Raw genomic sequence first — 21,886 nt, forward strand, 5'->3', positions numbered from 1 at the left:
GGGCGCCCCCGGCAGCAGCTGCTGCCGGGGGCGCCCTCGTCCGTGTGCTCAGCGGCCGAGCAGCCGTTCCGCGAGGTCCCGCACGGCGTCGGCGGCCCTGCGCTGGAGCTGCGGGCCGAAGGTGATCCGGGCCGCGCCCAGCTCACCGAGCCGGCGGACGGCGGAGGGGCCGTCGGGGGCGCCGACCGCGTTGACCGGGACCGGTACCGCGGCGGCCAGGCCGGGCAGGGTGTCCGGCGGGGCCATGATCGGATAGACGCAGTCGGCACCGGCCTCGGCGTAGAGCAGGGCCCGGGCCACCGTGTCCGCGGCGACGTCAACGGCGTCCGGGTCCCCGTGGATGTACGTGTCGATGCGGGCGTTGACGAAGAGGCGCCCGCCCGCGGCGGCGCGCACCTCGGCGAGCCGGTCGGCCTGCCGGTGCGGGTCGACGAGGACGCCGTCCGTCGAGTCCTCCAGATTGCAGCCGACCGCTCCGGCCTCCAGGAGGCGGTCGACGAGCTCGCCCGGAGCCAGGCCGTAGCCGGCCTCGACGTCCGCCGACACGGGAACGGAGACCGCCCCGGAGATCCGGGCCACCGCCGCGAACATCTCCCCGGCGGGCGTGTGCCCGTCGGCGTATCCGAGGGAGGCGGCGACGCCCGCGCTCGGGGTGGCCAGGGCGGGGAAGCCGGCCTCCTCGAACACCCGGGCACTCGCGGCGTCCCAGGGGCCGGGCAGGACCAGCGGGTCGCCCGGAGGGCGGCCGTGGTGCAGGGCGCGGAAGACGGACGCGGGGTCGTTCATCGGGGCTCCCGGAGGAAGAGGCGTGGGGGCGGGGCGACGGGGCGGGGCCCCCGCTCGACGAGAGGGGCCCCCGGCGCCCCGGTGCGGCGGCTCAGTGCTTGATGTCGCCGGGCGTGTAGTGCCCCGGGGTCAGCCTGGCGGTCACGCCGAACCGGTTCCAGGCGTTGATCACCGTGATCGCGGCGATCAGCTGGGCCAGTTCGGCCTCCTCGAAGTGCTTCTCGGCCTCGGCGTAGACCTCGTCCGGCACGAAGCCGTCCGTCAGGACCGTCACCGCCTCCGTGAGCCGGATCGCCGCCAGCTCCTTCTCCGTGTAGAAGTGCTGCGACTCCTCCCAGGCGCTGAGCTGGACGATCCGCTCCACGGACTCGCCCGCCGCGAGGGCGTCCTTGGAGTGCATGTCCAGGCAGAAGGCGCAGTGGTTGATCTGCGAGGCGCGGATCTTCACCAGTTCGAGCAGAGTCGGGTCGACGCCCTTACGGGCCGCGGCGTCCAGCCGGACCATGGCCTTGTAGACGTCGGGGGCGAGCTGGGCCCACTGGAGCCGGGCGGGGTGCTCAGGGGCGTTCCCGGTGGTCGTGTGGTCGTGTGTGTGCGTGGTCATGGGTTCGACGCTATCGGTGGGATGGCGCAGCGGTATGGTCCATTTCCATGACAGATTCCTGGGCCGCTTTCGGTGCCGACCTGCACATCGAACCGGTCGGCGCGGGCCTGCGCAGCGGGCTGATGGAGGCGCTGCGGGAGGCGGTGCGCACCGGGCGGCTGACGCCCGGCACCCGCCTGCCCTCCTCCCGGACGCTCGCCGTGGACCTCGGGATCGCCCGTAACACCGTCGCCGACGCCTATGCCGAGCTCGTGGCCGAGGGCTGGCTCACCGCACGGCAGGGTTCGGGGACCCGGGTCGCGCAGCGGGCCAGCGCGCCGGGGCCGGCCGCCCGGGGCGCCCGTGGCCGGCAGGTGCGCCGGCGACCCGTCCACAACCTGATGCCGGGCTCGCCCGACCTCTCCTCCTTCCCCCGCGCCGAATGGCTCAGGGCCGCCAGGCGCGGCCTCACCGCCGCCCCCGACGCGGCCTTCGGATACGACGATCCGCGCGGCCGGATCGAGCTGCGGAGCGCGCTGGCGGACTACCTGGCACGGGCGCGCGGGGTGTACGCGGACCCGGAGCGCATCGTGATCTGCTCCGGGTTCGTCCACGGGCTCACGCTGATGGGGAAGGTGCTGCGGCGTCACCGGGTGCGGGGGGTGGCCGTCGAGTCGTACGGGCTGGACATCCACTGGAACCTCCTGGCCGACGCGGGCCTGCGCACCCCGTGCATCCCGGTCGACGCGCTCGGGGCGGGGACCGGGGCGCTGGCGGGGACACCGGGTGCGGGCGCGGTGCTGCTGACCCCCGCCCACCAGTTCCCCACCGGCGTCCCGCTGCACCCCGACCGGCGGGCCGCCGCGGTCGACTGGGCGCGGTCCTCGGGCGGTCTGATCCTGGAGGACGACTACGACGGCGAGTTCCGCTACGACCGTCAGCCGGTGGGCGCGCTCCAGGGCCTCGACCCCGAGCGGGTCGTCTACCTGGGGACGGCCAGCAAGTCCCTGGCGCCCGGGCTGCGGCTGGCCTGGATGGTGCTGCCCGAGGACCTGGTGGAGGAGGTCTGCGAGGCGAAGGGCGGCTTCGACTGGATGTCCGGCGTCCCGGACCAGCTGACGCTCGCGGAGTTCATCGTCTCGGGGGCGTACGACCGGCACGTACGGGCGATGAGGCTGCGCTACCGGCGCCGCCGCGACCAGCTCGTCGACGCGCTCGCCGAACGGGCACCGGACTTCCGGGTGAGCGGCATCGCGGCCGGGCTGCACGCCGTGCTCGAACTCCCGGACGGGACCGAGCAGTCGGTCGTCCAGGCCGCCACCTGGCAGGGGCTCGCGCTGGAGCGGCTCTCGCGCTTCCGTCACCAGGACGCGGAACCGGGCCGCGAGGGGCTGGTCATCGGCTACGGCACACCGTCGGAGAGCGGCTGGGCGGGGGCGCTGGACGCCCTCTGCCGGGTGCTCCCGTAGGCGGGGGAGACCGGCGGCGCCGGAGGGAGCGGCAGCACCGGGTTTCGGCCGAAGCGGCCGTACATCTAATCTGACTGGCAATGGACGGTGGGCGGGCGGCACACAGAGGGACGCCGGCCCGCGGGTGACGGGGGAGAACAGCACATGGACAGGCGCAAGCTGAGGTCGGGCACCGTCGTGCTCGGCGGCATGGGAGTACTCGCGGCGACGCTCACCGCCTGCGGTTCGGAACCGGACCGGCGGTGCGTCGACCCGGTGACCCAGGAGATCCTGCCGAACTACGAGTGCAAGGACAGCACCGGCAGCGGCACGTACTACTACGGCGGCAGCAGCCACAACAACCGTGTCTCCGGCGGGAGTTTCAACAAGTCCGCGGTCGAGAGCGGCGGATTCGGCTCCTCCCACTCCAGCGGCGGCTGAGACCCTCATGGAGCGCCGCACCACCGAGCCGCGCCCCGGCTGGCAGCAGACCGTCGAGGAGCAGGGGCTGATCTACCCCCTGACCCGCTACCCGGACGGCTCCCTGCGCCCGTACTGGGACGAGAGCGCCTACTACGTCTTCTCGCTGCCCGAGGTCGAGGCGCTGGAGGAGGTCGTGGAGGAGCTCCACACGATGTGCCTGGCCGCCGCCGCGCACATCGTCGACCACGACCGCTTCGCCGATCTCGGCATCACCGACCCCAGGACGGCGCGCCTGGTCGCCGAGTCCTGGCGGCGCCGTGCCGAACTGCCCTCCCTGTACGGCAGGTTCGACCTGCGGTACGACGGGACCGGCCCCGCCAAGATGCTGGAGTACAACGCCGACACCCCCACCTCCCTGGTGGAGGCCGCCAGTCCCCAGTGGTTCTGGATGGAGGACCGCTTCCCCGGCGCCGACCAGTGGAACTCCCTGCACGAGCGCCTCGTCGACGCGTGGAAGCGGCAGGCCCCGCTGCTGCCGCCGGGCCCCCTGCACTTCGCCCACTCCGACGGCGACGAGCTGGGCGAGGACCTGATGACGGTGGCCTATCTGCGGGAGACCGCGGCGCAGGCCGGGATCGACACCGAGGCGCTCTCCGTCGAGCGGATCGGCTGGGACCGGCTGTCCGGCCGCTTCGTCGACGAGCGGCTCCGCTTCATCCGCAGCTGCTTCAAGCTCTATCCGTGGGAGTGGCTGACGACCGACCGCTTCGGCCCGCACGTCCTGGACACCCTCGACAACGGCGGGGGCACCGGCAGCACCTGCTGGATCGAACCCGCCTGGAAGATGCTCCTCTCCAACAAGGCCCTGCTGGCCGTCCTCTGGGAGCTGTACCCGGACCACCCCAACCTGCTCCCCGCCTACCTGGACGGCCCCCGAGGACTGGCCGGGCCGGGCGGAGCGGGCTACGTCGCCAAGCCGCTGCTCGGCCGTGAGGGCGCCGGGGTCACCGTCCACGGACCCGGCAGCGCGCCGGTACGCCGCGACGAGGCCTGCTGCTACCAGGAGCTCGCGCCGCTGCCCGACTTCGACGGCAACCGCGTGGTGCTCGGCGCCTGGGTGGTCGAGGACGAGTCCGCCGGGCTCGGCATCCGGGAATCGGCGGGGCTGATCACGGACGAGTACGCCCGCTTCCTGCCCCACGTCATCCTCTGAGCCCCGGGCGGCGCACCGGTCGGGGCGCCGCGGAGCCGGACCGGTTCAGCCGGCCAGCACGCCCCGGAGCTGGTCCAGGCCCCAGTCCAGGTCCTCCTTGCTGATCACCAGCGGCGGGGCGATCCGGATCGTGGAGCCGTGCGTGTCCTTGACCAGCACCCCGCGGTCCATCAGCTTCTCCGAGATCTCCCGGCCCGTCCCCAGAGCCGGAGCGATGTCGACCCCCGCCCACAGCCCCCGGCCCCGCACGGCCTCCACCGCGCCGCCCCCGGCCAGCAGTCCCAGCTCGTGGTGGAGGTGGTCGCCCAGCTCGGCGGCGCGCTGCTGGAACTCGCCGGTGCGCAGCATCGCGATCACCTCCAGGGCGACCGCGCAGGCCAGCGGGTTCCCGCCGAACGTGGACCCGTGCTCGCCCGGCCGGTGCACACCGAGGACCGCCGCCGAGGACACCACGGCCGAGACGGGCACCACACCGCCGCCCAGCGCCTTGCCCAGCACGTACATGTCGGGCACGACGCCCTCGTGCTCACAGGCGAAGGTCCGGCCCGTACGGCCCAGGCCCGACTGGACCTCGTCCGCGATGAACAGCACGTTCCGCTCGCGGGTCATCTCCCGCACCCCGGCGAGATAGCCCGGCGGAGGGACGAGCACCCCGGCCTCGCCCTGGATCGGCTCGATCAGCACCGCGACGGTGTTCTCCGTCATCGCCTCGGCGAGCGCCGTCAGGTCGCCGTACGGCACGATCTCGAAGCCCGGTGTGTACGGCCCGAAGTCCGCCCGTGCCTCCTGGTCGGTGGAGAAGCTGACGATCGTGGTCGTCCTGCCGTGGAAGTTGTCGGCCGCCACGATGATCTTCGCCATGCCGTCCGGGACGCCCTTGACGCGGTAGCCCCACTTACGGGCCGTCTTCACCGCCGTCTCCACGGCCTCCGCCCCGGTGTTCATGGGGAGGACCATCTCCATGCCGCAGAGCTCGGCGAGCCGCGTACAGAACTCCGCGAACCGGTCGTGGTGGAAGGCACGTGAGGTCAGCGTCACACGTTCGAGCTGGGCCTTGGCCGCGTCGATCAGGCGGCGGTTGCCGTGCCCGAAGTTGAGCGCCGAGTAACCGGCGAGCATGTCGAGGTAACGGCGCCCCTCGACATCGGTCATCCAGGCACCGTCCGCCGTGGCGACGACGACGGGCAACGGGTGGTAATTGTGCGCGCTGTGCGCCTCGGCGGAGGCGATGGCGGTGTCCGTGGTCGACACGGGATCTCCGTTCGTCGTGCGGCGTGGGCGGGGGTGGTACCCACTGTCTATCGTCGGTCGGATCCGGGGAACGGAAACCTTTCCCGCCCGGCGCGCCCCGCCCCGCGTCCCCACATCTTTCCCGCACCGGTTGCCGGAGATCGGTTCGACACCTGAGACAATGAGTGCATGGCCTCTGATCGACCCCGCGTGCTCTCCGGAATCCAGCCCACCGCAGGCTCGTTCCACCTCGGCAACTACCTCGGTGCGGTCCGCCAGTGGGTGGCGCTGCAGGAGTCCCACGACGCGTTCTACATGGTGGTGGACCTGCACGCGATCACCGTGCCGCAGGACCCGAAGGAGCTCCGCGCCAACACCCGGCTCGCCGCCGCGCAGTTGCTGGCGGCCGGACTCGACCCGGAGCGCTGCACGCTCTTCGTCCAGAGCCATGTGCCCGAACACGCCCAGCTCGGCTGGATCATGAACTGCCTCACCGGCTTCGGCGAGGCGTCCCGCATGACGCAGTTCAAGGACAAGTCCGCCAAGCAGGGTGCCGACCGCGCGACGGTGGGTCTCTTCACCTACCCGGTCCTCCAGGTCGCCGACATTCTGCTGTACCAGGCCGACCAGGTCCCGGTCGGCGAGGACCAGCGCCAGCACATCGAGCTGACCCGGGACCTCGCCGAGCGTTTCAACGGCCGCTTCGGCGAGACGTTCACCATCCCGGCGCCGTACATCATCAAGGAGACGGCGAAGATCTTCGACCTCCAGGACCCGGCGATCAAGATGAGCAAGTCGGCGTCCACGCCGAAGGGCCTCATCAACCTCCTCGACGACCCGAAGGTCACCGCCAAGAAGGTCAGGAGCGCGGTGACCGACACGGACACCGTGATCCGCTACGACGCCGAGAAGAAGCCCGGGATCAGCAACCTCCTGGGCATCTACTCCACCCTCACCGGCACCGCCGTCACGGATCTCGAGCAGAAGTACGAGGGCAAGGGGTACGGCGCGCTCAAGACCGACCTCGCCGAGGTCATGGTGGAGTTCGTCACCCCGTTCCGGGCCCGGACCCAGGAGTACCTGGACGACCCGGAGACCCTGGACGCCCTGCTGGCCAAGGGGGCCGAGAAGGCCAGGACCGTGGCCGCCGAGACCCTGGCGCGGACCTACGACCGGATGGGCCTTCTGCCTGCGAAGCACTGAGTCCAAGGACCCTGGCGGGACCACGGCCGGAGGGGCCACACTGACGTCGGCACGACCGACGTACGACCTTCGAGGATTGAGGAGAACGATGTGGGGACCGTAACGCTTGGCGTTTCGATCGCGGTCCCGGAGCCTTACGGCAGCCTGCTCCAGGAGCGGCGCGCGAGCTTCGGGGACCCTGCCGCGTACGGCATCCCCACCCACGTCACCCTTCTTCCGCCGACCGAGGCCGAGGCGGCCGACCTGCCGGCGATCGAGACCCACCTGTCCCAGATCGCCACGGCCGGCCGCCCCTTCCCGATGCGGCTGTCGGGCACGGGCACCTTCCGCCCGCTCTCGCCCGTCGTCTTCGTCCAGGTCGTCGAGGGCGCCTCGGCCTGCTCCTGGCTCCAGAAGCGGATCCGGGAGGCCTCCGGGCCCCTGGTGCGCGAGCTGCAGTTCCCGTACCACCCGCATGTGACCGTCGCGCACGGCATCGCGGAGGAGGCCATGGACCGCGCGTACGAGGAGCTCTCCTCGTACGAGGCGGCCTGGACCTGCGGTTCCTTCGCGCTGTACGAGCAGGGCGCGGACGCCGTCTGGCGCAAGATCAACGAGTTCCCGTTCGGGGGCGGCGGCAGCGCGCCCGCCGTGCCGGCCCAGGGCGGCAGCTCCATGGACCTGCCGTCCCTGCGCCCCTGAGGGCCGCCCGGTCCTGACACCGCCCTAGCGCACCGGCAGCCGCCGGAACAGCGGACGCGGCAGGTGCCGCAGCGCCGACATCACCACCCGCAGCGCCCCGGGCACCCACACCGTCTCCGAGCGCCGCCGCAGCCCCGCCACGATCGCGTCCGCGACCGCCCCGGGGGTCGTGGCGAGCGGCGCCTCCTCACGCCCCGCCGTCATCCGCGACCGTACGAAGCCGGGGCGTACGACCATCACGTGCACCCCGGTCCCCTGCAGGGCGTCGCCGAGCCCCTGCGCGAAGACGTCCAGGCCCGCCTTGCTGGAGCCGTAGATGAAGTCGGCCCGCCGGGCGCGTTCGCCGGCCACCGAGGAGAGCACCACCAGCGACCCGTGGCCCTGCGCCTGGAGCGCGCCGGCGCACACCAGGCCCGCGGAGACCGCCCCCGTGTAGTTGGTCTGCGCCACCCGGACCGCGGAGAGCGGCTCCTCCTCGTCCCGCGCCTGGTCGCCCAGGACCCCGAAGGCCAGCAGCACCATGTCGATGTCGCCCTCGGTGAAGAGCTTCCCGAGCACCTCCTCGTGGGAGGCGGAGTCGAGCGCGTCGAAGGCGACGGTACGGACGTCGGCGCCCAGCTCCCGCAGCTCGGCCGCCGCGCGGTCCAGGGCGGGGGAGGGGCGTCCGGCCAGCCGGACGGTCCGGGTGCGGCGGGCGATCAGGCGCCGTGCGGTGGCCAGGCCGATCTCCGAGGTGCCACCGAGGACGAGCAGGGACTGCGGGGCACCGAAGGCGTCCTTCACGGGATAACTCCTAGCGGGGTGACAAGGCGGTGACGGACAGGCTTCCCGCGCGAGGCGAGGGCGCGGGCATGTGCGAGACCGTATCGCCAGGGAAAACCCATTTGAGGGATTTGTTACAGCACTCACCGAAATGGGTGATTGCCTGTCCAGGCCGCGCCGGACCCCGGTTTTCCGGGCCCGGAAGGGTACGCGTAGGGGATGGACTGGCTGAAAAACCTTCCCGTCATCGGGCCGCTCGTCGCACGGCTGATGGAGACGCACGCCTGGCGCTCCTACGAGACGCTGGACCGGGTCCACTGGACCAGGCTCGCCGCGGCGATCACCTTTCTCAGCTTCCTGGCGCTCTTCCCGCTGATCGCCGTCGGTGCCGCCATCGGCGCCGCCCTGCTCTCGCCCCGGCAGCTCGACAAGATCGAGGACAAGCTCGCCGAGCAGGTGCCGGGGATCTCCGACCAGCTCGGCATCGACAACCTCGTGGCCCACGCGGGCACGGTGGGTGTCGTCGCCGGTGCGCTGCTGCTCTTCACCGGCATCGGCTGGGTCGGCTCGATGCGGGACTGTCTGCGCGCCGTGTGGGAGAAGGACGACGTGGACGAGGGGAACCCCGTCGTCCGCAAGCTGAAGGACGCCGGTCTGCTGCTCGGCCTCGGCGGGGCGGCGCTCGTGACCCTCGCCGTCTCCACCGTGGCGTCCACGGCCATCGGCTGGACGGCCGACCGCCTGGGCATCCCCGAGAACGGTGTGGGCGGGGTGCTGCTCCAGGTGGCCGCCGTGGCCGTCGCCATCTGCGCGGACTTCCTGATCCTGGTCTACATGCTGACCCTGCTGCCCGGGGTGGAGCCGCCGCGCCGCCGGGTGATCGTGGCCGGGCTGGTCGGCGCGGTCGGCTTCGAGCTCCTCAAGCTGCTGCTCGGCAGCTATATGCGGGACGTCGCGTCGAAGAGCATGTACGGCGCGTTCGGCGTCCCGATCGCCCTCCTCCTCTGGATCAACTTCAGCGCGAAGCTGCTGCTGGTCTGCGCCGCCTGGACGGCGACGCCGAGCAAGGACGAGGGCGAGGCCGAGGGCGACGCCGAGGGCGGGAGCACCGCGGTAGGAGCCGGGAAGGACGCCGGCGGCGGCGTCAGCGGCGCGGGAGGCGACGCGCCAGGTCCGGCAGGGGCCAGCGCCGGTTGACCAGGAAGACCCCGGCCGCCAGGACCACCAGCACACCGCCGACGACCGACAGCGCGGTCCAGACCCCGCTGGAGCCCGCCGGGGCGGCCGTGGCCGCCGCGGCCGCGTGCTGCTTCTTCGCGTCCTTGGCCGCACCCGCCGCGGGCTCGGAGCCCTTGGCGGCCACGGCGGACCTCGGCGGTACGAGCTCGCCGACCGGGGTCACCTTGCCGTCGGAGGCGAAACCCCAGTCGAGCAGGTGGGCGGCCTCCTTGTAGACGGCGTGGCTCTCCTCGGACGACGGGTTCATGACGGTCACCAGCAGCACCTTCCCGTCGCGCTCGGCGATCCCCGTGAAGGTGTTGCCCGCGTGTGTGGTGTAGCCGTTCTTGACGCCCGCGATGCCCTTGTACGGATCCACCCCGGTGTCGCCGGTGATCAGCCGGTTGGTGTTCTGGATCTCGAAGGTCTCCCGCTTCTTGCCCTTCTTCTGCTCGCCGGGGAACTCCGCCGTCGCCGTCGCGGCGTACTCCCGGAAGTCCGCCTTCTGCATCCCGCTCCGGGCGAACAGCGTCAGGTCGTACGCGCTGGACACCTGCCGCGGGGCGTCGTAGCCGTCGGGCGAGACGACCGTCGTGTCCAGGGCCTGGAGCTCCTCGGCGTGCCGCTGCATCGCGGCGACCGTCGCCGGCACACCGCCGTACATCTCGGAGAGCACGTGCACCGCGTCGTTGCCGGAGCGCAGGAACACCCCGAGCCACAGGTCGTGGACCGTGTAGGAGTGGTCCTCCTTGACGCCCACGAGGCTGCTTCCCTCGCCGACGCCGGAGAGCTCGTCCTCGGTGACCAGGTGGGTCAGGGTCTTCGGCTGCAGCGCGGGCAGGACCGTGTCGGCGAAGAGCATCTTCAGGGTGGACGCGGGCGGCAGCCGCCAGTGAGCGTTGTGCGACGCGAGCACATCCCCGCTCTCCGCGTCGGCGACGATCCACGACCGTGCGGTGAGCTCCTTCGGCAGGACCGGGGCGCCTGGGCCCAGGGCGACCTGGGTGCCCACCTCGCCCAGCCGCGCGCCGCCCACGGTCGACATCTGACCGCTCGGCTTCGGCTGTTTGTCGTCGGTCTTGTCCTTGTCGGCTGCCCCTGCGGGACTGACGACAGATACGGACAGCAACGCGGCAGAGAGGACCGTCATTACGGTCTTTTTCAGAGCAGGCACGGTCGGAAACGTACATGGCCTTGCTGAGGATGGGGATATGGATGGCCTGACCCGCCGTGCATACCGCCGGGACAGCCCACCCCGGGCGATCGGGCGCGAGGGCGGCGGCGATACTGAACCCATGAAGCTCAGCCGCCCCGTCTCCTGGTTCCTGCTCGTCTTCGGAGCGTGGAGCTGGGTCATCTGGGTCACCTTTGTCAAGAATCTGTGGAAGGACGGCAGCGGGCTCGCGTTCGACGACGCGGGAGACCCGACCGCCTACTTCTGGGTCCATCTCCTGCTGGCCGTCACCTCGTTTCTTCTGGGGACGGCTGTGGGGGTCATCGGGTTCCGTGGCGTCAGGGCTTTGCGTCGCGAAGGCAGATGACGGCCCTGGTGCGGGCGGCCGTCCGTACATGATCGTTTCAGTGGGGGAGCGTACGTGGTCGTGGTCTTCGTACTGGTGGCGGTCGCGGTTCTCGCGCTGCTGGCCGGGGTGCACCGGTATGTGTGGCGCCGGCTGATCGGTGACACGACGGCGAAGGGCAGCCTCGTGCGCCGCGTGGGCACCGTCGCCGCCTTCGTGCTGCCGCTGCTCACCGTCGGGGCCTTCGTCTCCAGCCGCTCCGGGGTGCCCTTCCCGGTGCAGCAGGTGCTCGCCTGGCCCGGCTACCTCTGGCTGGCCGCCCTCCTCTATCTGACCCTGGCGCTGCTGGTGGGAGAGGCCGTCAGGCCCCTCCTGAGCCGGTTCCTCGCCCGCAGGGCCGCCGCACGGCAGGCGCCGCCCGTGGACGTCTCCGCCGGCGCCCCGCCCGTCCAGGTCCCCGCCGCGGCCGAACCGGGCCCCGCGACGGACGACAGCACCCGTACGGACCCCGCGCCGGACACCGAGGCCCCCGCCCCGCCCGTCGCCGACCCCTCGCGACGGCTGTTCGTCGCCCGCGCCGTCGGCGGCGCGGCGGCCCTGGCCGGCCTCGGCACGGTCGGCCTCGGCACCTACGGCGTGCTGCGCGGCCCCCGCACCAAGCGGATCACCGTCCGGCTCGCCGGGCTGCCGCGCTCCGCCCACGGCTTCCGGATCGCCATGGTCAGCGACATCCACCTCGGCCCCATCCTGGGCCGCGCCCACACCCGGCGCGTCGTCGACGCGATCAACGCCACCAGCCCCGACCTGGTCGCCGTCGTCGGGGACCTCGTCGACGGATCGGTCGCCGACCTCGGCCCCGCGGCGGAGCCGCTCGCCGGGCTGGAGGCCCGCCACGGCAGCTACTTCGTCACCGGCAACCACGAGTACTTCTCCGGCGCCGCCGAATGGGTCGACCACGTACGCGAACTGGGGCTGCACCCGCTGGAGAACGCCCGCGTGGAGATCGCCGGCTTCGACCTCGCCGGGGTCAACGACGTGGCGGGCGAGAGCGAGGGCCAGGGCCCGGACTTCGCCCGCGCGCTCGGCGACCGGGACCGCGGCCGCGCCTCCGTCCTGCTCGCGCACCAGCCCGTCGTCATCGACGACGCCGTCGAGTACGGCGTGGGCCTCCAGCTCTCCGGCCACACCCACGGGGGCCAGCTCTGGCCCGGGAACCTGGTGGCGGAGCTCGCCAACCCGACCGTGGCCGGATACGAACGCTACGGCGACACCCAGCTGTACGTCTCGCGCGGAGCGGGCGCCTGGGGGCCGCCCGTGCGGGTCGGCGCCCCGTCCGACATCACCGTGGTGGAGCTCGCTTCCCCGCAGGCCTGAACCCGAAACCTGTGAACGTTCAACCTGGTCTTCCATATGTGAATATCGTGTGATTAGGTGAGGTCGAACATGCGGCGGTGATGTGCCTCTCTGTGCACGCGAGCCGGGGTGGGGTTGGCAAGGGAGCACGGCACATGCGGTTCATCCGTCTACGGATTCTCGCAATTCTGGCGGTATTGGTCATCGCGGGCGTCGGCGCCTGGCAGTTGCTCCCCTCGGACGACGAGAACCTGACCCCGATCACGGTCGGTACGTCCGACGAGGTCACCTCGCTGGACCCGGCCGGTGCGTACGACGCCGGTTCCTGGGCGATCTACAGCAACCTCTACCAGTCCCTGATGACGTTCAAGTCCGGGGCGGTCGTGCCGGAACCGGACGCGGCCGAGAACTGCGGCTTCATCGGCCAGAAGCTCCAGACGTACCAGTGCAAGCTCCGGGACGACCTGACCTTCTCCAACGGCCGCAAGATCACGGCCGCGGACGTCAAGTACTCCTTCGACCGCATGCTGAAGATCAAGGCGGACGCGGGCCCCTCGGTGCTGTTCCCCAGCCTCGACACCATCGTGACCGAGGGCCGCACGATCACCTTCAACCTCTCGGCCCGGGACGCGACGTTCCCGCAGAAGCTGGCCACGGGCGCCGGGTCCATCGTCGACCCCACGCAGTACCCGAAGGACAAGCTCCGCTCGGACGACCAGGTCGACGGCTCCGGCCCGTACACCCTGAAGTCCTTCGAGTCCGGTGTCCGCGCCGAGCTGGTGCCCAACCCTGCGTACAAGGGCGCGATCAAGGGCACCGGCGCCCCGGTCGACATCCGCTACTTCGAGGGGTCCGAGGCGCTCAAGGCGGCCTGGACCGCCGGGGACGTCGACGTCACGCACCGTCAGCTGCCCTCCGAGCAGCTCGCCGAGCTGGACCCGAGCGCCTCCGATCAGCGCGTCACCGAGGCGGACAGCGCCGAGATCCGCAACCTCGTCTTCAACGTCCGGGACGACTCGGCCCTCGCGGACAAGAAGGTCCGCCAGGCCGTCGCCTGGCTCATCGACCGCGGGCCGCTGGTCACCAAGGTCTACCGGAACACCGTCGAACCGCTCTACTCGCTGATCCCGCAGGGCTACATCGGGCACAGCACCCCCTTCTTCGACTCCTACCCGCAGCCTGACCCGAAGCGGGCCAGGACACTGATGGAGGAGGCCGGGGTGGACCTTCCGCTGCACATCACCTTCGCCCACCGCGACGACGACGCCAACAAGGAGGAGTCCACCGAGCTGGTCCGCCAGCTGGAGAAGGACGGACTCTTCAAGGTCACCGAGAAGGCCGTGGAGTGGCAGGCCTTCCAGAAGGGCTACGCGGCCGGTGAGTACGACGCGTACACCGTGGGCTGGCTCCCGGACTACCCGGACCCCGACACCTTCAGCCAGCCGCTGGTCGGCCGTGACAGCTCCCTCCACAACGGCTACACCAGCGCGAAGATGGACGCGCTGATCGCCTCCACGCAGCAGTACAGCGACCGGGGCCGGACCTCGGCCGACTTCAAGGAGCTGCAGCAGCTCGTCGGCCAGGACGTCCCGCTGGTCCCGCTGTGGCAGAAGAAGGACTACGTCGTCAGCAAGCAGTCCGTGTCCGGGTCCCAGTACCTCTCCGACGGCACCGGGATCTGGCGGCTCTGGGAACTCAGCTGGATCTGACGTCCCGCGCCCCGCGCGAGGACGCCCCCGGCAGGAACTCCACCAGCACGTCGTGGACCTGCCGCACGAGCGGTCGCAGCACCCGGAAGCGGGAGAGCGCGATCGCCCGCGCGGCGATCGGCGCGGTACGCTCGACGAGCCGGCGGCTGCGCTCCGTGCCCTCGGACCGGTCGTAGACCCAGAACAGCACCAGGCCCATCTGCATCAGCCACATCAACTGCGGCAGCAGTGCGGCCAGTTCCGGGTCCGCCTTGACCGAGGAACCCGACAGACAGCGCTCGTGCACCGAGATGACCGCGTCGCGGGCCGCGGCCGAGTCCTCCGAGAAGGGGGAGAGCGGGCTGTCCGGGTCCGCGGCGTTCTTGAAGAACTGCGCGGCGAAGCGGTGGTACGGACCGGCCACGTCCAGCCAGCCCAGCAGCACACCCCTGATGCGTACGGCGAGATCCGCGTCCCCGGCCAGCACGGGCTGCACCGCCGTCTCGTGCTCGGCGGCGATCCGGTCGTAGAAGCCCTGGACCAGGTGCTCCTTGGACGAGAAGTAGTAGTACGCGTTCCCGACCGAGACGCCCGCCTCCTGGGCGATCGCCCGCATCGTCGTACGGTCGTAGCCGCGTTCCTCGAAGAGCCGCAGCGCCGTCTCCAGGATGAGGGTGCGGGTCTGCTCGCTCTTCGGCGCCTTGGACTTCCCGGCCGCCCCGTCGCCTCCGGCCGGCTCGGAGCCGTCCGCGTCCGCCACGTTCTTCTCTTGCTTCACCACGGTCCCAAGGCTAACCGGGCGAGGGGGAGCGGCCGGCCCGGGCTCAGGCGCTCATGGAACGCGCGGTGTTCACCTGCGACATGACCCAGTGGAAGGTCTCGGGCCCCGTCGCCGGGATCATCGTCTGGTGGTGCCGGCCGCCGCTGGTGACGGTGATCTGCACGAAGCCGGTCGTGCGCTTCTCCTTCATCAGGAGGAAGAGCAGACCGACCAGGCAGAACAGCGCGAAGACGATCGCCAGCACGATGCCCACGGTCGGGATCTTCTCCTCCGTGCGCGACATGTCGGTCGCCGTCCACACCGCGCCCTTGAGCGGCAGGGTGCCCGACGGGGTCACGATGGAGTCGTTCATCACCGTGATGTCACCGAGCGAGAGCACCGGCACCCCGCCACCGCCCTGCTGGGCCGGCAGGTTGAAGCCCGGCTCGGTCGGCTGGCCGCCCGGGTAGCCGTACCCGGGACCGGGCTGTGCGGCGCCCTCAGGCAGCGGCTGCGGATAGCCGTACGCCGGAGTGGCGCCCGGCGCCGGATAGCCGTAGCCCTGGCCGTCCGGCATCGTGGGCGGATTGCCCGGCGGCTGGGGCGGGCCCCACTTGTATGAGTCGTCCGCGTACGGATTCGGATCGCTCATGACGTTCCCCGTTCTCCATCAAGCCATCTGCTCCCGCGCTGTGCTGCGGCGGGAGAGGCGAGCCGGTCACCGGCTCCGCACGACCGTACCGTCCCGGCCCGCCCGACGCACCAAGAGGCCCCGCTTCCCGCACGGACCGTGCGGGGAACGGGGCCTCCGGGGCGAACGCGTGGGTCAGAAGCGGCGGGTGATGAGCGCGCGCTTCACTTCCTGGATCGCCTTGGTGACCTCGATGCCACGCGGGCAGGCGTCCGTGCAGTTGAACGTCGTGCGGCAACGCCACACACCGTCACGGTCGTTGAGGATCTCCAGGCGCTGCTCCCCGGCCTCGTCACGCGAGTCGAAGATGAAGCGGTGCGCGTTGACGATCGCCGCCGGGCCGAAGTACTGGCCGTCGTTCCAGAACACCGGGCACGAGGACGTGCACGCGGCGCACAGGATGCACTTGGTGGTGTCGTCGAAGCGCTCGCGGTCCTCGGGGGACTGCAGACGCTCACGCGTCGGCTCGTTCCCCTTGGTGACGAGGAACGGCATGACATCGCGGTAGGCCTGGAAGAACGGGTCCATGTCGACCACGAGGTCCTTGAGGACCGTGAGGCCCTTGATGGCCTCGACCGTGATCGGCTTCTCGGGGTTGATGTCCTTGATCAGCGTCTTGCAGGCGAGCCTGTTCTTGCCGTTGATCCGCATCGCGTCGGAGCCGCAGATGCCGTGTGCGCAGGAGCGCCGGAACGTCAGCGTGCCGTCCTGCTCCCACTTGATCTTGTGAAGGGCGTCGAGCACACGCTCCTTCGGGTCGATCGAGAGCTGGAAGTCCTGCCACTGGACCTCGTCGGAGATCTCGGGGTTGAAGCGGCGGATCCGGAACGTGGCCGTGATGTACGGGGTGTCGGCGAAGCCCGCCTCGGCCTTGTCGGTCTTGTCCAGGGTCGGGGTTGCCATCAGTACTTACGCTCCATCGGCTGGTAGCGGGTCGTGACGACCGGCTTGTAGTCGAGCCGGATCGACTCGGTGCCGTCGTCCGCGACCTCGCGGTACGCCATGGTGTGGCGCATGAAGTTGACGTCGTCGCGGTTCGGGAAGTCCTCGCGGTAGTGACCGCCGCGGGACTCCTTGCGGGCCAGCGCGGAGGTCGCCATGACCTCGGCCAGGTCGAGCAGGTTGCCCAGCTCGACGGCCTCCAGCAGGTCGGTGTTGAACCGCTTGCCCTTGTCCTGGATGGACACGTCGAGGTAGCGCGCCCGCAGCTCGGCGATCTTGTCGACCGCCGTCTTGATCGTCTGCTCGGTGCGGAACACCATCACGTTGGCGTCCATGCACTCCTGCAGCTCCGTGCGGAGCGTGTGGACCCGCTCGGTGCCCGTGGAGTTGCGCAGCCGCTCGACCTGGTCCTGGACCAGCCGGGCCGGGTCCTCGGGAAGCTCGACGAAGTCGTTCTTCGCGGCGTACTCGGCGGCGGCGATGCCCGAGCGGCGTCCGAAGACGTTGATGTCGAGCAGCGAGTTGGTGCCGAGGCGGTTGGCGCCGTGCACGGAGACACAGGCGACCTCGCCGGCGGCGTACAGGCCCGGGACGACGGTGGTGTTGTCGGCCAGCACCTCGCCCTCGACGTTGGTCGGGATGCCGCCCATGGCGTAGTGCGCGGTCGGCTGGATCGGGATCGGGTCCGTGTAGGGCTCGATGCCGAGGTACGTACGCGCGAACTCGGTGATGTCCGGGAGCTTCGCGTCCAGCTGCTCCGGCGGGAGGTGCGTGAGGTCGAGGTAGACGTGGTCGCCCTCGGGACCGCAGCCGCGGCCCTCACGGATCTCCGTGTAGATGGAGCGGGACACGACGTCACGGGACGCGAGGTCCTTCATGACCGGCGCGTACTTCTCCATGAAGCGCTCGCCGTCCTTGTTGCGGAGGATGCCGCCCTCACCGCGGGCGCCCTCCGTCAGCAGGATGCCCATGCGCCAGATGCCGGTCGGGTGGAACTGGAAGAACTCCATGTCCTCCAGCGGCAGACCCCGGCGGTAGCAGGCGGCCTGGCCGTCACCGGTCAGGGTGTGCGCGTTCGACGTCACCTTGAAGAACTTGCCGGTGCCGCCCGAGGCGTAGATGACCGACTTCGCCTGGAAGACGTGGATCTCGCCGGTGGCCAGCTCGTAGGCGACGACGCCGGCGGACTTCTTGACGCCGTCCACCTCGACGACCAGCTGGTCCAGGACGTAGAACTCGTTGAAGAACTCCACGCCCTCCTTGACGCAGTTCTGGTAGAGCGTCTGGAGGATCATGTGGCCGGTGCGGTCGCCCGAGTAGCAGGCGCGACGGACGGGGGCCTCACCGTGGTTGCGGGAGTGACCGCCGAAGCGCCGCTGGTCGATCTTGCCCTCGGGCGTACGGCCGAACGGCAGGCCCATCTTCTCCAGGTCGAGGACGGCGTCGATGGCCTCCTTCGCGAGGATCTCGGCGGCGTCCTGGTCGACCAGGTAGTCGCCGCCCTTGATCGTGTCGAAGGTGTGCCACTCCCAGTTGTCCTCCTCCACGTTGGCCAGCGCGGCGGCCATGCCGCCCTGCGCGGCGCCCGTGTGGGAGCGGGTGGGGTAGAGCTTCGTCAGCACGGCGGTGCGGCTGCGCTTGGTCGACTCGATGGCCGCGCGCATGCCGGCTCCGCCGGCGCCGACGATGACGGTGTCGTACTTGTGGATCTGCATGGTTTTCCTCTGGTCCCTCTGTCCCGGCGCCTAGCGGATGTTCGGGTCGAAGGTGAAGATCACCAGCGTGCCCAGCAGGACGGTGAACACCGTGGCGGTGTACAGGAGCATCTTCAGCCAGAACCGGGTGTTGTCCCGTTCGGCGTAGTCGTTGATGACCGTACGGAGGCCGTTGGCGCCGTGCAGCATGGCCAGCCACAGCATCGCCAGGTCCCAGACCTGCCAGAACGGCGAGGCCCAGCGGCCCGCGACGAAGGCGAAGCCGATCTTGGACACACCGCCGTCGAGCACCAGCTGGATCAGCAGGTGGCCGATGACGAGGACGACCAGCACGATGCCCGACAGGCGCATGAAGAGCCAGGCGTACATCTCGAAATTGGTGCGCGAACCCTTGGGGGTCTTGCCCGTGCGCTGACGCGGGGGCTCGATCACCGGGGCCGGGTTGTCGACGCCGTACGGGCTGACGCCCTCGACGTCCCCGATCGCGGAAGTAGGTGTCTCGGTGGACATCGGCCTCAGCTCCCGAAGACTTCACGTACGGCGTGACCGAGGACGGGGTACAGGGCCCCGACCATCAGCACGATCCAGATACCCAGGACGGTCCAGAGCATCTGCTTCTGATAGCGCGCGCCCTTGGACCAGAAGTCCACGGCGACGATGCGGAGACCGTTCAGCGCATGGAAGAGGATCGCGGCCACCAGGCCGTACTCGAGCAGCGCGACGAGCGGGGTCTTGTAGGTGGCCACGACGTCGTCGTACGCCTCGGGGGAGACACGCACGAGAGCGGTGTCCAGGACGTGTACGAACAGGAAGAAGAAAATGAGGACACCGGTGACTCGATGAGCCACCCAGGACCACATGCCTTCCCGGCCGCGGTACAGCGTTCCAGCCGGCACGGAAGAACCCTCCGGGAGCGGGGATTGGGGCCGGCCGGCTTGACTGTCGGTCTGACCCGGCCGGGTACGGTCCACCGGCCCTGGCCATCGTAGCGACGCTTTGTCGGTTCCATGGCGGCGGGGCCTCTGGTGTGATCAAAGCGGCAGGCAAACAGGCACGGACGGGCTACCGGGGGTCATATGCCACCGGGGGGAACGGGCCGGGCGCCAGGCCCGCCTCCGTCACCAGCTCGACGATGCGGCCCCGGGCGAGTCGCCGCATCTCCTCCGCGGTCAGGGCGCGCTCCTCGTCCGGCTCGTGGGCCAGCCGGGTGCGGATGGCGGCCAGCACCTGGTCGACGTGCTGGGAGGGCCGCAGGCCGTCCAGGCAGATCACGAAGGCGTGGCCGAACCGGCTCTCGTACGCGGCGTGCGCGGCGCGCAGCGCCAGATGGGCCGCCCGGGGCGCGTCGTGGTGCAGACAGGGGGCGCTCTCGGCGGCGAGCGCCTCGGAGAGGTCGGCGGGCGCCAGGTCGTACCCCGCCTCGTCGGAGGCGGCGAGCAGGGTGTCCAGGTCCGGGTAGGGGCGGTGGGCCGCCATCCGCTGCGCCCAGCGGCGGCTTCCGCAGCACTCCAGCAGGGCGGTCTCGGCCAGGTCCTGGGGCCAGGCGTTGAAGCGGCCCAGCCCGTTCGAGTGGGCACCGGGACCCGGGCTCACCCACACTGGTTCCGGAACGGGGGCCTCCACCGGGGCCTCGCGAAGGGCCGGGGCGGTGCCCCGGCCCTGGACGGGAACGGCCGTCCACCCGGCCTGCTGCGGTGGTTTCGGCAGGCCGGCGTGGGACTCGCTGGACCTGGACAGCGGGACTCCTCGAATGAATGACATCTGTGACCCTGGAGAGGGGCCGGAGAGCGACGAGGTTGCGCGGAGTGGGAGTGAGGACTGTTTCGTATGTGCTGTCACGCTAACGACGCCGGGCGACGCGCAACCGAAGGATGCGCGAAATTCACCCGGACGGGAGAGTTTCGGAACGCTTGATGGACGAATCGGTGGGGGAAATGCCCACCTTTCTCATCTTCTTTGACCTTCTTTAATCTGTTTCTCCCCCCGATCCGGAGGTTTCTGACCGATGTCGCCCTCACGCGCACCCCTGGTGGCCGGCGCCGCTGTCGCGGTGGCCGCCGCAGTGACCCTCACCGTCGTCGTCTGGCCCGAGGGCTCCGGCCCCGGTGCGGGGAACGGCGCGTCGGCCTCGTCCCGTACGTCGGCCTCGCCGTCACCCACCCGGAGCTATCCGCTCTCCTCGGCGCCGCGGACCATACCGGCGGTACGGGAGCACACCGCCGCGCGCGGGCCCGGCTGGAAGCCCGCCAAGGACAGCACGGTCGTCGCGGCCGACCCCGAGCTCGCCGACGAGGCGAAGCTGCTCGCCAAGGAGCTGAAGATCGGCTACCGGGGCGAGAAGTCCGCCCGGTCCGGTGACGTCGAGCTGGCGCTCGCGGCCTCCGGCAAGGGCGACCCGGAGTCGTACACCCTGAAGACCGCGGACAACCGGGTCACCATCAGCGGCCCCGGCCAGGCCGGCGTCTTCTACGGGACCCGCACGCTCAAGCAGTCGCTGAACGCCGACGACACCGTGCCCGAGGGCGTCGTACGCGACACCCCCGACCGGCCGCAGCGCGGGCTCAACCTCGACATCGCGCGCAAGCACTACACCGCGGACTGGATCGAGGACCGGCTGCGCCAGATGGCCGACCTCAAGCTCAACCAGCTCGGCCTCCACTTCTCCGACGACCAGGCCTTCAGGATCGAGTCCGACACCCACCCCGAGGTGGTGTCCGAGGAGCACCTCACCAAGGCCGAGGTCCGCCGGATCGTGAAGCTGGCGCAGAGCCTCCACATCACGATCGTCGCCGAGATCGACTCGCCCGGACACCTGGGCGCGGTCCTCAAGGCCCACCCCGACCTGCAGCTGCGCAACACGCAGGGCGTCGCGCGGCAGGGCGCCATCGACATCTCGAAGGCGGAGTCGGCGAAGATCGTCGACGACCTGCTCACGGAGTACGCGGAGCTCTTCCCCGGCAACTGGTTCCACGTCGGCGCGGACGAGTACCAGGCGCTCACCGTGAGCGACCCGGCGGCCTCCTACCCCCAGCTGGCCGAGGCCGCCCGTAAGAAGTACGGCGCCGACGCCACCGTCCAGGACCTCACGGAGGGCTGGCTGAACGACCGCGCCGCCGTCATCACCAAGGCGAAGAAGATCCCCAAGGCGTGGAACGACGGCTTCTTCACCGGCGGGACGGTCGCCGGTGACAAGGGCATCGAGGTGGAGTACTGGACGGGCAAGGAGATCGGTGCCCGGCCGCCCCAGGACTACCTCGCCGAGGGCCGCAAGGTGATCAACCTCAACGACGAGTTCCTCTACTACGTGCTCGGCGAGCCCAACGACTTCACGTACCCGACGGGTGAGCGGATCTACGAGCAGTGGACCCCCCTGGTCCTGCGGGGCACCGAGCCGGTGGCGGAGCGCTATTCGAAGCAGATCCTGGGCGCCCGGTTCGCGGTCTGGGGCGACTTCCCGAACGCGCAGACGCAGGCGCAGGTGGCGGAGGGGATCCGGATGCCGCTCAACGCGCTCTCCCAGAAGGTGTGGGACCCACGGGAGCCGAAGCTGACCTGGGCGCAGTTCCAGAAGCTCGCCGACGAGACCAGCTGATCCGCACCGCGTAGGCTCCCGGTTCTCCGTGCCGCGCGCCCTGGGGAGGGGCGCGCGGCTCATGCGTTCGAGAGAACT

Annotated in this window: 22 protein-coding genes; 10 read left to right on the plus strand and 12 right to left on the minus strand. The window is 70.7% G+C overall.

Annotation, left to right across the window (positions count from 1 at the left end; translation table 11 throughout):
- Window positions 1–48 precede the first annotated feature (48 nt).
- A complete protein-coding gene (locus JKV81_RS30535) occupies window positions 49–786 on the minus strand; it encodes an isocitrate lyase/PEP mutase family protein (protein ID WP_202078893.1) in 738 nt (245 codons plus the stop codon).
- 91 nt (window positions 787–877) lie between these two features.
- Window positions 878–1,390 (minus strand): carboxymuconolactone decarboxylase family protein, encoded by a 513-nt coding sequence (locus JKV81_RS30540; RefSeq protein WP_202078894.1) that lies wholly within the window; start codon window positions 1,388–1,390, stop codon window positions 878–880.
- Window positions 1,391–1,437: 47 nt separating this feature from the next.
- On the opposite strand from JKV81_RS30540, the gene pdxR reads away from it, so the two are divergent.
- From pdxR to JKV81_RS30555, 3 genes are all read left to right on the plus strand, one after another.
- The gene (gene pdxR / locus JKV81_RS30545; RefSeq protein WP_129265130.1) at window positions 1,438–2,838 is read left to right on the plus strand and encodes a MocR-like pyridoxine biosynthesis transcription factor PdxR; all 1,401 of its coding nucleotides are present in this window, start codon (window positions 1,438–1,440) and stop codon (window positions 2,836–2,838) included.
- Between the two features lie 144 nt (window positions 2,839–2,982).
- Window positions 2,983–3,258, plus strand: a complete 276-nt coding sequence (locus JKV81_RS30550; RefSeq protein WP_129265131.1) for a hypothetical protein — start codon at window positions 2,983–2,985, stop codon at window positions 3,256–3,258.
- A 7-nt stretch (window positions 3,259–3,265) separates the two neighbouring features.
- Window positions 3,266–4,453, plus strand: a complete 1,188-nt coding sequence (locus tag JKV81_RS30555) for a glutathionylspermidine synthase family protein (RefSeq protein ID WP_129265132.1) — start codon at window positions 3,266–3,268, stop codon at window positions 4,451–4,453.
- Window positions 4,454–4,498: 45 nt separating this feature from the next.
- On the opposite strand, the gene rocD is transcribed toward JKV81_RS30555, so the two are convergent.
- Window positions 4,499–5,704, minus strand: a complete 1,206-nt coding sequence (gene rocD / locus JKV81_RS30560) for an ornithine--oxo-acid transaminase (RefSeq protein WP_202078896.1) — start codon at window positions 5,702–5,704, stop codon at window positions 4,499–4,501.
- Window positions 5,705–5,872: 168 nt separating this feature from the next.
- On the opposite strand from rocD, the gene trpS reads away from it, so the two are divergent.
- Window positions 5,873–6,886 (plus strand): tryptophan--tRNA ligase, encoded by a 1,014-nt coding sequence (trpS, locus tag JKV81_RS30565; RefSeq protein WP_129265134.1) that lies wholly within the window; start codon window positions 5,873–5,875, stop codon window positions 6,884–6,886.
- 90 nt (window positions 6,887–6,976) lie between these two features.
- A complete protein-coding gene (locus JKV81_RS30570; RefSeq protein WP_099173752.1) occupies window positions 6,977–7,567 on the plus strand; it encodes a 2'-5' RNA ligase family protein in 591 nt (196 codons plus the stop codon).
- 24 nt (window positions 7,568–7,591) lie between these two features.
- Here JKV81_RS30570 and dprE2 read toward each other — a convergent pair whose 3' ends face one another.
- Window positions 7,592–8,350 carry a decaprenylphospho-beta-D-erythro-pentofuranosid-2-ulose 2-reductase gene (gene dprE2 / locus JKV81_RS30575; protein ID WP_129265135.1) on the minus strand — a complete coding sequence of 253 codons (759 nt, stop codon included), beginning with the start codon at window positions 8,348–8,350 and terminating at the stop codon, window positions 7,592–7,594.
- 198 nt (window positions 8,351–8,548) lie between these two features.
- On the opposite strand from dprE2, the gene JKV81_RS30580 reads away from it, so the two are divergent.
- Window positions 8,549–9,526, plus strand: a complete 978-nt coding sequence (locus JKV81_RS30580) for a YihY/virulence factor BrkB family protein (protein WP_202078898.1) — start codon at window positions 8,549–8,551, stop codon at window positions 9,524–9,526.
- Here JKV81_RS30580 and JKV81_RS30585 read toward each other — a convergent pair.
- Window positions 9,474–10,721, minus strand: coding sequence for a D-alanyl-D-alanine carboxypeptidase family protein (locus tag JKV81_RS30585; protein WP_241195084.1), 1,248 nt, complete (start codon window positions 10,719–10,721; stop codon window positions 9,474–9,476). The genes JKV81_RS30580 and JKV81_RS30585 overlap by 53 nt on opposite strands.
- 121 nt (window positions 10,722–10,842) lie before the next feature.
- Here JKV81_RS30585 and JKV81_RS30590 point away from each other — a divergent pair, with 121 nt between their 5' ends.
- From JKV81_RS30590 to JKV81_RS30600, 3 genes are all read left to right on the plus strand, one after another.
- On the plus strand, window positions 10,843–11,088 hold the full coding sequence (locus JKV81_RS30590) for an SCO4848 family membrane protein (protein ID WP_099173748.1): 246 nt from the start codon (window positions 10,843–10,845) through the stop codon (window positions 11,086–11,088).
- 54 nt (window positions 11,089–11,142) lie between these two features.
- The gene (locus tag JKV81_RS30595; RefSeq protein WP_307820632.1) at window positions 11,143–12,441 is read left to right on the plus strand and encodes a metallophosphoesterase; all 1,299 of its coding nucleotides are present in this window, start codon (window positions 11,143–11,145) and stop codon (window positions 12,439–12,441) included.
- 134 nt (window positions 12,442–12,575) lie between these two features.
- The gene (locus tag JKV81_RS30600; protein ID WP_202078902.1) at window positions 12,576–14,129 is read left to right on the plus strand and encodes an ABC transporter substrate-binding protein; all 1,554 of its coding nucleotides are present in this window, start codon (window positions 12,576–12,578) and stop codon (window positions 14,127–14,129) included.
- Here JKV81_RS30600 and JKV81_RS30605 read toward each other — a convergent pair.
- From JKV81_RS30605 to JKV81_RS30635, 7 genes are all read right to left on the minus strand, one after another.
- Complete coding sequence (locus JKV81_RS30605) at window positions 14,116–14,889, minus strand: TetR/AcrR family transcriptional regulator (RefSeq protein WP_129265140.1); 774 nt, start codon at window positions 14,887–14,889, stop codon at window positions 14,116–14,118. The two genes, JKV81_RS30600 and JKV81_RS30605, sit on opposite strands and share 14 nt — an antisense overlap.
- A gap of 43 nt (window positions 14,890–14,932) precedes the next feature.
- Window positions 14,933–15,520 (minus strand): hypothetical protein, encoded by a 588-nt coding sequence (locus JKV81_RS30610; RefSeq protein ID WP_129265141.1) that lies wholly within the window; start codon window positions 15,518–15,520, stop codon window positions 14,933–14,935.
- A gap of 174 nt (window positions 15,521–15,694) precedes the next feature.
- Window positions 15,695–16,462 carry a succinate dehydrogenase iron-sulfur subunit gene (locus JKV81_RS30615; RefSeq protein WP_202078904.1) on the minus strand — a complete coding sequence of 256 codons (768 nt, stop codon included), beginning with the start codon at window positions 16,460–16,462 and terminating at the stop codon, window positions 15,695–15,697.
- Window positions 16,462–18,216: a succinate dehydrogenase flavoprotein subunit gene (sdhA, locus tag JKV81_RS30620; protein WP_129265142.1), complete on the minus strand. Its 1,755-nt coding sequence runs from the start codon at window positions 18,214–18,216 to the stop codon at window positions 16,462–16,464. Before sdhA ends, JKV81_RS30615 begins: the two co-directional genes overlap by 1 nt.
- A 30-nt stretch (window positions 18,217–18,246) precedes the next feature.
- The gene (locus JKV81_RS30625) at window positions 18,247–18,726 is read right to left on the minus strand and encodes a succinate dehydrogenase hydrophobic membrane anchor subunit (RefSeq protein ID WP_099173741.1); all 480 of its coding nucleotides are present in this window, start codon (window positions 18,724–18,726) and stop codon (window positions 18,247–18,249) included.
- 5 nt (window positions 18,727–18,731) lie between these two features.
- Window positions 18,732–19,112, minus strand: a complete 381-nt coding sequence (sdhC, locus tag JKV81_RS30630; RefSeq protein ID WP_104788456.1) for a succinate dehydrogenase, cytochrome b556 subunit — start codon at window positions 19,110–19,112, stop codon at window positions 18,732–18,734.
- A gap of 166 nt (window positions 19,113–19,278) precedes the next feature.
- Window positions 19,279–19,839, minus strand: coding sequence for a 2-oxo-4-hydroxy-4-carboxy-5-ureidoimidazoline decarboxylase (locus tag JKV81_RS30635; RefSeq protein ID WP_129267101.1), 561 nt, complete (start codon window positions 19,837–19,839; stop codon window positions 19,279–19,281).
- A 382-nt stretch (window positions 19,840–20,221) separates the two neighbouring features.
- Between JKV81_RS30635 and JKV81_RS30640 the strand changes: the two genes are divergently transcribed.
- Entirely contained in the window at window positions 20,222–21,808 is a 1,587-nt protein-coding gene (locus tag JKV81_RS30640) for a beta-N-acetylhexosaminidase (protein ID WP_129265143.1), read from the plus strand.
- Window positions 21,809–21,886 lie beyond the last annotated feature (78 nt).

Source organism: Streptomyces silvae (assembly GCF_016745505.1).
Lineage (GTDB): Bacteria > Actinomycetota > Actinomycetes > Streptomycetales > Streptomycetaceae > Streptomyces > Streptomyces silvae.